Annotated in this window: 12 protein-coding genes; 2 read left to right on the top strand and 10 right to left on the bottom strand. The window is 34.0% G+C overall.

Features of this window, described 5'->3' with window-relative positions:
- Window positions 1-33: 33 nt before the first annotated feature.
- The 7 genes from HRU49_RS05195 to pheT form a co-directional block, all read right to left on the bottom strand.
- A complete protein-coding gene (locus HRU49_RS05195) occupies window positions 34-1440 on the bottom strand; it encodes an LptF/LptG family permease (RefSeq protein ID WP_296354860.1) in 1407 nt (468 codons plus the stop codon).
- Between the two features lie 39 nt (window positions 1441-1479).
- Window positions 1480-2121 carry an outer membrane lipoprotein carrier protein LolA gene (locus tag HRU49_RS05190; RefSeq protein ID WP_296354858.1) on the bottom strand — a complete coding sequence of 214 codons (642 nt, stop codon included), beginning with the start codon at window positions 2119-2121 and terminating at the stop codon, window positions 1480-1482.
- Between the two features lie 22 nt (window positions 2122-2143).
- The gene (locus HRU49_RS05185) at window positions 2144-4564 is read right to left on the bottom strand and encodes a DNA translocase FtsK (protein ID WP_296354857.1); all 2421 of its coding nucleotides are present in this window, start codon (window positions 4562-4564) and stop codon (window positions 2144-2146) included.
- A 32-nt stretch (window positions 4565-4596) separates the two neighbouring features.
- Window positions 4597-5367, bottom strand: coding sequence for a D-alanyl-D-alanine carboxypeptidase family protein (locus HRU49_RS05180; RefSeq protein WP_296354856.1), 771 nt, complete (start codon window positions 5365-5367; stop codon window positions 4597-4599).
- Between the two features lie 52 nt (window positions 5368-5419).
- Complete coding sequence (locus HRU49_RS05175) at window positions 5420-5788, bottom strand: diacylglycerol kinase family protein (protein ID WP_296354854.1); 369 nt, start codon at window positions 5786-5788, stop codon at window positions 5420-5422.
- 4 nt (window positions 5789-5792) lie between these two features.
- A complete protein-coding gene (tpx, locus tag HRU49_RS05170; RefSeq protein WP_296354852.1) occupies window positions 5793-6293 on the bottom strand; it encodes a thiol peroxidase in 501 nt (166 codons plus the stop codon).
- 71 nt (window positions 6294-6364) lie between these two features.
- Window positions 6365-8791 carry a phenylalanine--tRNA ligase subunit beta gene (pheT, locus tag HRU49_RS05165; protein ID WP_296354850.1) on the bottom strand — a complete coding sequence of 809 codons (2427 nt, stop codon included), beginning with the start codon at window positions 8789-8791 and terminating at the stop codon, window positions 6365-6367.
- Window positions 8792-9003: 212 nt separating this feature from the next.
- On the opposite strand from pheT, the gene HRU49_RS05160 reads away from it, so the two are divergent.
- Window positions 9004-10236, top strand: a complete 1233-nt coding sequence (locus HRU49_RS05160; protein ID WP_296354849.1) for a TlpA disulfide reductase family protein — start codon at window positions 9004-9006, stop codon at window positions 10234-10236.
- Between the two features lie 88 nt (window positions 10237-10324).
- Window positions 10325-11101: a DUF481 domain-containing protein gene (locus tag HRU49_RS05155; protein WP_296354847.1), complete on the top strand. Its 777-nt coding sequence runs from the start codon at window positions 10325-10327 to the stop codon at window positions 11099-11101.
- Window positions 11102-11187: 86 nt separating this feature from the next.
- Here the strand turns inward: HRU49_RS05155 and HRU49_RS05150 are convergent, their stop codons facing one another.
- The 3 genes from HRU49_RS05150 to HRU49_RS05140 all read right to left on the bottom strand — a co-directional run bounded on the left by HRU49_RS05150 (window position 11188) and on the right by HRU49_RS05140 (window position 13164).
- On the bottom strand, window positions 11188-12012 hold the full coding sequence (locus HRU49_RS05150; RefSeq protein ID WP_296354845.1) for a sulfurtransferase: 825 nt from the start codon (window positions 12010-12012) through the stop codon (window positions 11188-11190).
- 65 nt (window positions 12013-12077) lie between these two features.
- Window positions 12078-12314 (bottom strand): hypothetical protein, encoded by a 237-nt coding sequence (locus tag HRU49_RS05145; protein ID WP_296354843.1) that lies wholly within the window; start codon window positions 12312-12314, stop codon window positions 12078-12080.
- On the bottom strand, window positions 12292-13164 hold the full coding sequence (locus tag HRU49_RS05140) for a hypothetical protein (RefSeq protein ID WP_296354841.1): 873 nt from the start codon (window positions 13162-13164) through the stop codon (window positions 12292-12294). Before HRU49_RS05140 ends, HRU49_RS05145 begins: the two co-directional genes overlap by 23 nt.
- Window positions 13165-13346 lie beyond the last annotated feature (182 nt).

Genomic DNA, 13346 nt, shown 5'->3' with positions numbered 1-13346 from the left:
TTCTGAAAGCTGTAACTTACTTTTAGCGGTGAACTAACGCTTAAGAGGCGCCAAAACAGCATCGAATTGAAAAACACCTTTGTCATTGGTGGCTCTTGTTGTAAGATAAATACTTAAAGGTAGCATCACTGCAGTGGAGAGCCAGGACCCAATAATTGGACTGAAGCTTCCTTTCTCAGCACTGTTCTTGGCAAAAATTCCGAAGAAGTGATAAGTAAGGAATAATACAATAGCTATCACCATTGGTAAGCCTAAACCACCTTTTCTTATTAACGCTCCTAACGGTGCACCTACAAAAAATAAAATAATACATGCAAACGCAAGAACAAACTTATCATGTAGTGCAATAATATGCTTATTAAGCCAAATGGCTTTAGATTCAAAATTCTTCTTATTTGCATCTATGATTTGCTTTGTACTGTTGGCAGAATTGAGCGCCAAATTAATAACCTGCACCTTGTTGCTGGCTGTATATAAATCTAAAATCTCACCTTGATAAAGTGAATCCTGACCTTGGGTATTCAGATTTAGATTTAAGGCTGCATAAGTTGTTCTATTATATAAAGTCTTAGAAAGTATGTTGTAGTCTTCTTTACGTTGATTGTTTAAACTATCAATGGTGTAGTTTAGTTGACTTATATTTTGCATTGTATGACGACCTCTATAGTTTTTTTCATCTAAATCTTCAGAATTCAGAATCTCAAGATCAACATTAAAAATGTAATTCTCAAAGTAACTTCTAGCGTGCGGTTTGTCTATGTTTTTGCGAGAATCGCGATTAACTATTTCTTCATAATAGTTACCATTAATTAATTCTAGTTGAAGTACATTTGAGTCTGGGGCACTCTTTAATTCTCCTTTTTCTGATACAATAACTTTGTAGTTTCCACTTCGTGTAGAACTTTTTTGATGAATAACTACACCATGAAGATATTGTCCACGGTCACCAGATTTTGATTCAACCTTAATATTAATGTTACCTATTTCGTTAAACTGACCTTCAGCTATTGCTAATGCTGGTTTAACTTTTGCAATATTACGTCTTAAGTTATAAAAGTTGTATTCGCCCCAAGGAATGACATTATTTGCAAAAAAGAAACAAGCAATACCTAGTGCAACAATGAAAACACTTAGACTGCGCATAGCCCTTTGCAGGGAAATACCAGTGGACTTCATTGCGGCAAACTCATAGTTTTCTGCAAAATTTCCGAAGACCATAATTGAGGACAGTAAGACCGTTAATGGAACCACCAAAGGAATAAGCTTTGGCATGTAGTACAGGATAAATTTTGCAGTAACAGAAATATCCAAGTCTTTACCTGCGAGTTCTGCTATATAGAGCCAAACACCTTGCAGTACAAAGATGAACATGAAGATAATAAAGACGCTAAAAAACGTCCTTAAAAATGTGATAAGTATGTACCTATCTAGTATTTTCATTGAATTTCCGCAATAGCAGACATCTTATTTATTTAGACCTTAATCAATTTTATTGATAAAGTAATCATTGTATTTACTCTTGTCAAATGTAAATAAGGTTTTTGAGATAGGCTCATCTGTTTTAAAAGAATTAACGGTTAATGTAGTTTTTGTACCGTTTTTACCTACTTCTATAAGATTGTATATGTGTTTTGTCGTAGCATCAATTCCTAAAAGTACATGTTTAATTTCAGAATTGGTATCAATAGGATTTAACTTTACATACTGAATTTTTCTACCTTTTACAGTTTGAATAATATCCATTTTGTAGGTGTAGCCTTCTTCATAAAACGATAACATTTTACTTGGAGTTATTGTTCCTTCATCTTCAGTGTTATTAGAGGAAATAGTAACTTCTTCATCTTCTGGGCTTATGGTGTAAAGCGTTTTACCATCGAAAATTCGTGTAATACCAAGAATATTAAGTTTGTATTTTTCACCTTCAATAACAACATCACCACGTGTTTCTTGATTTATATTTTCACTTACGTTATTTAAAACGTATTTAAAGTCTAGACTTATATTTTTGTAAGCTTTTATTTTATTGCTAACTTCAGTTAGCAATACTTCAGCTTTCGAGTCGTTTTGTCCGAAACCTGTTAATCCAAATGTTAAAAATGCAATTATAAATAGTTGTTTCATGATATCTATGTCTGTAATATTATTATTTTTCGTTCTCTAATAATTGATCCAAAGCTATTAAATCTGGCACTAAAACCTGTCTTGCCTTGCTACCTTCAAAAGAACCTACAATTCCTGCAGCCTCTAATTGATCTATTATTCGTCCCGCTCTATTGTAGCCTAGTTTCAACTTGCGTTGTAAGAGCGAGGCAGATCCTTGTTGTGCTGTAACAATAATTTCTGCTGCTTCTCGGAACAATTTATCTCTATCTGAAATATCTATATCAAGATTTGTGCCACCTTCTTCACCAACATATTCCGGTAATAAATGAGCGTCTGGATATGCTTTTTGCGAACCAATAAATTCAGTAATTTTTTCTACTTCTGGGGTATCCACAAAGGCACATTGTAAACGTATCAGGTCATTACCCTGTGTATAAAGCATATCACCACGACCAATTAACTGATCTGCTCCGGCACCGTCTAAAATGGTTCTTGAATCAATTTTACTTGTCACTCTAAAGGCAATACGCGCTGGGAAGTTGGCTTTTATAATACCAGTAATTACATTCACCGAAGGGCGCTGTGTTGCTATAATAAGATGAATACCAATAGCTCTAGCTAATTGCGCTAATCTTGCAATTGGTGTTTCTACTTCCTTACCAGCAGTCATAATAAGATCAGCGAACTCATCGACCACTAATACAATGTATGGTAAGAACTGATGTCCATCATTAGGGTTAAGCTTACGTGCTTTAAATTTTGCATTGTATTCTGAAATATTTCTACAAAATGCATTTTTAAGCATTTCATAGCGGTTATCCATTTCTATACAAAGTGAGTTGAGCGTATTAATTACTTTGGTGTTATCTGTAATTATAGCATCTTCACTGTCTGGTAACTTGGCAAGATAGTGACGCTCAATTTTATTAAATAGTGTAAGCTCTACCTTCTTAGGGTCTACCAACACAAATTTTACTTCAGCTGGATGTTTTTTATAAAGTAAAGAGGTTAAAACAGCATTTAAACCTACCGACTTACCTTGTCCTGTGGCACCAGCCATAAGTAAATGCGGCATTTTTGCTAAATCAACTACAAAGGTTTCATTGCTAATAGTTTTTCCAAAAGCAATTGGCAATTGCATTTTAGACTGTTGAAATTTTTGTGATGCGACAACAGAACGCATAGACACAATAGTCGACTTTTTATTTGGTACTTCAATTCCAATTGTACCTTTACCAGGGATTGGAGCAATAATCCTAATGCCTAAAGCAGCTAGCGATAAGGCAATATCATCTTCTAAGTTTTTAATCTTCGAAATTCGAATTCCAGCATCCGGAACTATTTCGTAAAGCGTTACTGTAGGTCCTATTGTAGCCTTTATACTGCTTATCCCAATTTTATAATTAAGTAAGGTTTCAACTATTCGGTTTTTGTTTTCTTCAAGTTCTTCTTGATCTATAGAAATGCCTTCATTGTTATACTTTTTTAATAAATCTAAAGGTGGAAACTGATAATTACTTAATTCTAGTGTAGGATCAAATTGACCAAAGTCTTTCACAAGTTTATCTGCTAAATTATCAGATTCGGACTTTTCTTCTTTGGCGGTTTCAACCTCCATTTTTAATTCTTGTTCTTCAATTTGGGCTTCGTTCTCACTAATACCCACCTCCATTTTTACATCACTAGTTTTAGGATCTGGTTTGGAATGGTTGCTAATTGTAGGTTCTGAATTCTCAAGAGTAATTTCGAAAGCAGATTTAATGGCTTCGGCTTCTTCTGTTAAGCTATTATCAATGATAACACTGAGCTCTTCATCTTCTGTAGTGTTAATCGTATTCTCCTTAAAATCCTTTTTAGCACTTTTAAATAACCTCACGAAAGAATCTCCAGTAACTTTAAAACGAAGCGCTAGATAAGCTATTAATCCAAAAAGGAGTAGGAGTGATGTGCCAATTTTACCAATATAGTCCTGAAAGAAATGATTCATTTCAAAACCAATAGTGCCACCAAGTATATTGTATTTGTGCGTAAAAAAGCCAAAGAAAATAGAAAGCCAAATGACAATCAAGGTTCCCCAAATCCAATGTCTTCTTAGCTTTCCTTTTTTAAGGTTAAGAGCAGTATAAACACCTGAAAGAAAAATTAAGCCTGAAAATATAAATGATGGAATACCAAAACCTTTAGTTATGAAAAATTCGCTAACCCAAGCACCTAATTGGCTCGCCCAATTCTTATAAGCATCTGAGCGTTCAGGAAAATTACTTAAGACACTCTGATCTTCCTTACCGGTAAATATGAACGATAAAAATGAAATAAATAATAGAACACCTAAAATGATCAGTAAACTTCCGAATACAAGCTTCTGTTGATTAGATAATTTTAATGAAGGTCTGTTTAGTTTAGCCTTCGGTTTATGTTTTGCTTTTGTAGCGTGTTTTTTTTTGGTTGCCTTTTTCGCCATAATTATGTTCCGAAAATACGGAACTTCCTCATTTATTTATATTTTTTTGCTTGCTTAGAAATTCCATTAACATAGTCTTCAATGATATGAAGTTTTTCTGAAAGTTCCGAGCCTAAAAAGCCTTTTATGTCATCATTGGTAATGGTGTTATTATAATAGGCCAGATATTGACTAGCTAAAGGCAAGTAAGACCAATGCCATTTTTCAAGTTTATAGCCTGTTCTTCCTGTTGATTTATCAGTGTATACTTGATAGAATCCGAAGCGATTTGCATTTGCTACTAACCATTTATATTCAACTAATCTTTTTCCGTTGTTAAAATACGAATTATTTAGACTATTCAAATCAATATCAGTTCCCCAATGATGTCTTGATGATGCAGGCATAGAACTGTAATCTAAAATTTTCTTTGCACGTCTGAGCGGATCGAGCGCTGCATGCTTTTGCCATTTACGCTCCCAAATGGCTTTTTGCTCAATAAAACTACGTGTGCCAGAAATAATATTAAAACTGATCCCATCTTTTTTAGCTGCTTTGGCCAATTCTAAGAATGCTTCGAATGTCGCTTTTTTAAGATAAATAGTTTTGGTTGCATATTTTGAATCAACCATTACAAATGTTGAATCCTTTTTGTAATCAAATTTACCTAGTACGAAATCTTTTGAAATCTGAAGTGTTTCAACTTTCTGAAAGCGGATACTATCACTCTTTTCAGCTGCTATATTGCTTGCATTTAAAGTATTTTTTTTAACACAGCTAAATACAATAAAACAAAAACACCATAATAGTAGTTGTACTCTCATTTCATTAAATTGATTAATTAATAAGTCTAACGCTGATACCTTTAATTTGGTATTAAAAAATTTTCGGTATATATATAAGTCCAGCGATTATGGTTGCAACGATGGAAGCAATAAAAACTGCACCAGCAGCAACATCCTTAATAAGACCTATTTTTGGATGATGATCTGGATGAATAAAATCAGCGATGTACTCAACGGCTGTATTTACTCCTTCTACACTCATAACTAATCCAATCATGGTAATCTGAGCGATCCATTCAGTTTTGGAAATACTAAAATAAAATCCAGCTATGGTTATGGCAATGGCAATAAATAGCTGGATTTTAATACTTGATTCTGTCTTTATAAGTACCAGCATGCCTTGGAAGGCATAGCCAACACTTTTTAATCTATTAACTAGGAGTGATTCTTTTTTCTGCATTAAATTAAGAAAGACTTGCTATAGCACTTTCATAATCAGGTTCATCTGCAATTTCAGACACTTGTTCTGTATGTAAAACAGTACCATCTTTATCTAACACTATAATACAGCGAGATAGTAAGGTTTCGAATGCGCCTGTTGTAAAGGCTAAGCCATAATCTTTACCAAATTGCCCAGTTTTATAGTCGGAATAACTTTCGACATTGTCAATGCCTTCTGCACCACAGAAACGTGCCATTGCAAATGGTAGATCTTTTGAAATACATAAGACTTTAGTGTTTTTCAGAGAACTCGCTTTTTCATTAAATGTTCTAACGGACTGCGCACACGTGCCTGTATCGACACTAGGAAAAATATTTAAAACTAGTCTGGATCCTTCAAAATCTCTATTTGTTTTATCAGTTAAATCTGTTGCAGTCAATTTAAAATCAGGAGCTTTACTACCTACTTTAGGTAAGTCTCCAGCGGTCTCAACTGGTGCACCACCGAGCGTTACGTTTGCCATAATAATTTTTGTTTTTTATGCCATAAAGTTAATCATTACGCTGCTTTAAATTGCTAAAGAAATGATAATGTTTATCGCAACTCAGCCCCAAGTTTACCTTCAAAATTGGCTTGTAACTTGGACATGATTTTATCGATTTGTTTGTCATTCAACGTTTTATGCTCATCTTGTAGGGTAAAGCTTACTGCATAGCTCTTTTTACCTTCAGGAAGATTTTTGCCTTCATACACATCAAACAAATTTACATTTTTAAGTAATTGCTTTTCAGTTTGTTTAGCGATGGTATGAATCTCTTCAAAGGATACATTATGGTCTAAGAGTAAAGCAAAATCTCGTCGAACTTCCGGATACTTCGGTATCTCTGAAAACTTAATCTTATTATGTTGCGCCATTTCTAAGACATTGTCCCAGTTAAAATCTGCAAATAACACATTTTGAGTTATACCAAAATGTTTTAAAATAGATTTTTTCACTAATCCAAAATCAACCAATTTCTTTTTACCTAATGAGAGACTCATGCCTTCATTAATAACATCAGATTTTGTTGGTGATGACTTTAAACGCTTCAAACCTAAACGTTGCAGTACTGCTTCAACAGTTCCTTTTAAGAAGAAAAAATCACTTGGATTAGTAGCACTGTTCCAACGTTCTTCAGATTTATTTCCTGTAACAAATAAGGATAAATGTTTTTGCTCTTCTCTATTCTTTGAATATTGGTGATAGGTTTTTCCAAATTCAAAAAGTTTCAGATCATTTCTTTTACGATTAATATTGTGAGAAACAGATTCTAATCCTGAAAAAAGAAGCGATTGACGCATCACTTCTAAGTCATTACTCAGTGGATTTATCATTTTTATATTATGCTCTTCATTCAGATCCGAACTCAATTCTACATATTTTGGAGATGTCAAGGAATTTGCCATGATTTCATAAAATCCTTGCGAAGCTAGTTGAGTGCCAATGACATTCTGTAGTTTGTAATCTTCAAAACGGGATGAATTAGAGATCGATGCATTTAATTTTTCTGTGGTGCCCACATTGTTATAACCATAGACTCTTAAGATTTCTTCAATAATATCGGCTTCGCGTTGAACATCGTTTCTATAGGCAGGAACCGTAAGCCCTAGTCCTGTTTCAGTAACATTATTTACCTTAATCTCTAATGAGGTTAATATGCTTTTGATGGTTTCTCTAGGTATTTCCTCTCCAATGAGCTTTTTAGCATTGTCAAAACTTAATCGAACTTCAAAGTCTTTAATCTTGTTAGGATAAGAATCTGAAATATCGCTTGTTATTTCACCACCGGCAATTTCAGTAATTAATAAAGCTGCGCGTTTAAGGGCGTATTCAGTAATATTAGGATCGATGCCTCTCTCAAATCTAAATGATGCGTCAGTGTTAAGACCATGACGTTTCGCTGTCTTTCGAATACTTACAGGGTCGAAATAGGCACTTTCTAAAAATATATTTTTTGTAGACTCTATGACGCCAGAATCAATACCGCCAAATACACCTGCGATACACATAGGTTTTTCACCATCACATATCATTAAGTCATCTTCATGCAATTCTCTAACAACATCATCTAAGGTGGTGAATTTCGTACCAGCTCTACAGGTTCTAACTTCAACTTTATTGCCTGAAATTTTGTTAGCATCAAATGCATGTAGTGGCTGACCTAATTCATGTAATACATAATTACTAATGTCTACAATATTGTTTATAGGAGATAGGCCTATAGATTTTAATCGGTGCTGTAACCAACTCGGAGAAGGTGCTACCTTAACACCAGAAATAGTGACACCACAGTAACGCGGGCACTTGTCTTTATCGATAACATCTACATCAATTTTGAGTGATCTGGCATCGACATGATAAGACATTACCGATGGAGTAATAAGTTCTAGAGGTAATTCTTTTTGTAATAAACCGGCTTTAAGATCTCTTGCCACCCCAAAATGACTCATAGCATCTGCACGATTTGGAGTTAGACCGATTTCAAAAATGTCATCGTTTTCAATTTCAAAAACTTCAGAAGCAGCAGTCCCAACGTTTAAGGATTCATCAAGCACCATAATACCGTCATGTGATTCACCAAGTCCTAACTCGTCCTCGGCACAAATCATACCATGGCTTTCTTCACCTCTAATTTTTCCTTTCTTAATTTTCCATGCTTCTCCTTCTGGAGTATAAAGCGTTGTGCCTATAGTTGCCACTGGGACTTTTTGTCCTGCAGCTACATTTGGTGCTCCACATACGATTTGAACAGGATCATCGTCACCAATATCTACAGTGGTTACTTTTAAACGATCGGCATTAGGGTGTTGTTCGCAAGTTAGGACCTCACCAACAACAATGCCTTTGAGTCCACCTTTTACAGATTCGTATGGTGTTATGCCTTCTATTTCTAAGCCAAGATCTGTTAGTAATTTACCAGTTTTCTCAGCGTCCCAATCTATCTTTATAAACTGCTTTAGCCAGTTGTATGATATCTTCATCTATTTAAATTTACGTGACCGCTTATTGATAATCAATTTAATTATATTGGTTGGTGTCGGTCATTGCATACCAAATGCCCATTATGGGCTTCATTGTCTTAGTTCTATGAAGCCACAAAGATAAAAATACTTGCCTCTATATGAAATGCATACTTTGCTTTTTTATATAAGGTATTTGTTGTTATTTCGAATATTATAAAAATTCATTTCATATGCGCTATCTATTTGCTTTTCTCATGATCCTGTCTGCCTTTTCTTGTAAGAATGAATCTAAAAATGAGATTGAAAAATCAAACACACTTAAGGTTGGGACATATTTAGGTGTCTTAAGCATTCAAGATGGCGAGCTTTTGCCCTTTAATTTTGAAGTTAAATCAGATAAAAGGTTAAAAATAATAAATGCAGAAGAGGTTATAGAGGTTGATGATATTGAATACAGAAACGATTCGGTATTTATTACAACTCCGGTCTTTGAAGGGTATTTAGCGGCAACTTTTATTGATGATAATTTGAAAGGTAGTTTCATAATAGAAAGTTTAGATCGTGTTGTTCCTTTTTTTGCTGAATATGGACCAACAGAACGATTTGCAGTGAGTAAATTTCAGCCAACTCAAAATGCTACTGGTGTCTGGGAAACGGTTTTTAGTCAGGGTGTCGAAGGAGGCGAATATATTGCTAAAGGTATATTCAAGCAAGATGGTCATTATGTTACTGGGACCTTTAGAACTACCACAGGGGATTACCGATATCTACAAGGTATTATGGACGGTGATACGATGAAGTTATCGACTTTCGACGGTGCTCATGCCTTCTTATTTACGGCTAAGGTAACTGATTCTGTAATGGCAGGTACATTTTATTCTGGTAATCATTGGAAAGAGCCTTTTTTTGCAAAGCGTAACGAAAATTATGAGTTGCCTAGTGCTAATGAATTAACATATTTAAAAGAAGGTTATGACACTATAGATTTTACATTCCCTAATACCTCTGATAAATTGGTTTCTATTAAAGACAACCACTATAAGAATAAGGTTATTATTGTTCAGATCATGGGTACATGGTGTCCAAATTGCCTTGATGAGAGTAAATATTATTCAGAATTCTATAAGAATAATAAGACTGACGATCTTGAGTTTATAGCGTTAGCTTTTGAATATGCCAAGGATAAAGAAACCGCATTTAGCCGTATTGATAGATTACAGTCTAAATTAGGTATTGAGTATCCAGTACTTTTAGCACAATATGGTACCTCTGACAAAGCAAAGGCTCAAGAAAAATTACCAATGCTCAATCATGTCTTATCTTATCCAACATCTATTTTTATTGATAAAAAAGGTAGGGTTAGAAAAATACATACAGGATTTAATGGGCCTGCAACTGGCGACAAGTATACTGAGTTTAAAGCTGAGTTTGAGAGCTTTGTTTCAGAGCTTTTAAGCGAATAATCTTTAAGAAAACGTTCTCGTAAATTTTAGGCTTAACTTGAGCTTAAAAATGTACAATTGAATAATTTTGCTTCTATAATAATATGAAATGAAGCATGTTTTAAACGTGAAATTGGTTGTATTTGTTTTACTAATACTGCCTCTTATATTATTTGGGCAGATAAATGAAAGCGATTCATTAAAAATTAAAGCTGATTTGTCAGTTACTGGCTTTTGGCAAGGTGGCAATGTGGAAACTTTAATTTTTAGAGCCAAATCTGGGATCTCCTATAGACCTTGGAAAAAGTGGGTGTTTAAGACTCAAAACTCATACGTATATCAAGCTTTTGATCAAGAAAAAGCAGATGCTGATTTCTTAAGTCTCAACTTTCTGTATTTTAACCCTGAAAAGCGTTTATATCCGCAAGTATTAGGTTTTTTAAGTACTAACTTTAGACGTGAAATTAGCTCACGTTCATTAATTGGTGCTGGTTTTACTTGGCAAGCGTATATAAAGGGTAAAGATTGGTTAAAATTTTCGCTTACTAGCGAGTACGAGCAAACTAATTTTGATAATACTGATTTTAATATTGATGCCTATGACGGTAATAACGATATTAACACCTTTAGAGTTACAGTTTGGGTCAATGGTAAATACCATCTTTTTAAAGATAAGATCATTCTTAGTCATGAAAGCTATATTCAGCCCTCATTAGAAGAAAGTGATAATTATAGATGGCGAGCCGATTTTGGGCTTGAATTCCCTATTTGGAAGTTCCTCAATTTTAAGATCAACTATTTGCACACTTTTGAGAATATTGTGGTTTCTGAGCAAGAACGCGAAGATCAATTCTTAACTTTTGGGCTTACTGTAAAGAGTTATTAATATACCTATCGATTGACGTTAGCTGTTAGAATTTTACCGAATATTGAATAACGATTCTTAAAAACGCTTTAAAAATTTGCGTCTAATTATTTGGTAAACAATTCATTAATGATAGCCCATTCGGTCCACGAACCGTCGTAAACCTTTAAGTTTTTAGAATACGCTAAATTACTTGCGAGTAATACAATACACGCTGTTATGCCTGAGCCACAGCTAAAAACTAAGGGTTTATTACCTTTACATTTCTTATTAAAAAGTGCTTTAAGTGCTGTTTTTGATTTAAACTTACCTTCCTCTAGAACCTCTTGGTAGTGAATATTTATGGAGTTAGGAATATGGCCACTTTGTAATTCTATTCTGGGCTCCTTTTCGGTACCATTAAAGCGACCTTTTGATCGAGCATCTATAGTAAGAAAGTCTTGCGTCTTGCAATTACGAATCATCTGTTCATATAAAATGACAGCCTCTGCATTAAAATTAACTTTAAAGTTCCCATGCTTAAAAGTTGTTTCATAAGCTTTAACAGTAGCAAAACCGTTGGCCACCCAATCTGGCAGTCCGCCATTGAGTACGCTGATATTATCATGTCCCATTATATTAAATAGCCACCAAACTCTTGGGCTTGTGTAAATACCAGCATTGTCATAAACAACAATTTCAGAGTTTTTGTTTATACCTAACTTTTGGCATTGGTGCTGAAAGTATTCCGGATTTGGAACTGTATTAGGAAATGGACTTGTGGTATCTAAGAAAACGTTCTTAAGATCGAAGCGTCTCGCCCTTGGAATCATAATATTAGAACTTTCAAATACTTTTTTAGCTGCATTTTTTGAGATACTAGCATCTAAAATGATGAGGTTAGGATTGTTTAGATTTTCTTTAAGCCATGATTTAGAAACTAATGCTTTCAACTTCCTTTGAATTATAATGTGAATCTATTATTTATGTGGGGTCAATATGGTTAATCTATGTTTAATTAAATTATTTCTATAGCTTCTAATAAGGAAACTTCATAAATCTTTAAATTGTTATACAGAAGCTGCGGTTTTGGTAAAACATCTTCAACTTTAGTATAAGAATTAAAAGTGATCATTTTGTTGTATTTTAAATTTCTCAACTCAGCACAGGTGTCTTCATGTTTATAAATCGACGAAATGTTTGAAATACCTTTTAAATTTTGTCTTATGCATCTACTGTTTGTAATTTGGGTCATGGCTGTTCATGATTTGCTCTGCAATTTCGTGTAAATCTGTATTGAATCCTGTTTCATAAGTGTTGGTGTCTAGATCGACATGATAGATACTATTTAACCATATAAGACCACCTGTTTCTCGAACTATATTGCCTTGATGTCCTTTTGGATCAGTAAAAATAGAAGTTTCTCGTGGCCCAAACATATTAATATTATCTAGCAATAAGCCGTCAATATTCATTTGTGCTAAATTAAAGGTTGCCAATCCAGTTGGGATAGTAAATATTTTGGTAGATGGAAATTCGAAACGCAATTCGTCTACAATTTCGTTGTGTATGATCTCAGTTATATAATAATCATAGCACTCTTGTATTGAGTTGAACCCATTATCTATTGCAAATGTATTCCAATCAGGTCGAGTACCATTTGGATCTCCATTAGGAAAGTCAAAAGGTGATAATGATATGAAAATAGTTATGTCTGGATTGTTTTGTAATGCATATTCTATCCAAGCGTGATGGCCTTCAATTCGATTGATAGAGTCGTGTCCAAAAGTCATCCCAAAGTATTCAATATTACCTGTGTCGAGTGCAGATTTTATCTCTTGATGTTCTGTGCTGGTGGAATCGTTCCAAAAATTGATAGGTCTTCCGTTTTCGCCTCCACGAAAAACTGTAGTGCTGTTATGATTTACAAAACCAGCATCAATTGCCATGACATTAAGTTTTTCTGCATAAGGTCTAAAAAAGCTGTTACCAATGAGAAGCATATTATACCCTCGTGTTTCCATAGGTTTAGGCGTTTGTTCTTCCTTACTACAAGTCAGAAATAAAACCATTACGACAGCTATTAAGAATTTAAATTTTCTCATGTTATTTACTTTTCTTTTTTAGACTGGTATTTTTTTAATTGGTTTAATAATAGATAAACGGCATTATGCGCAGTTCTGCTGTAGACTTTAATTTAATCTATTGAAGAAATTATAAAAGCAAAGAAAATGGGGTAATAGGAGTTGACCAAGTATCTATGTTTAACTTCAAAGCTGCTAAATAA

Origin of the sequence: Winogradskyella sp. (assembly GCF_013213975.1) — a bacterium.
Classification (GTDB): Bacteria; Bacteroidota; Bacteroidia; order Flavobacteriales; family Flavobacteriaceae; genus Winogradskyella.
This window is presented reverse-complemented; position numbering and strand designations above follow the sequence as displayed.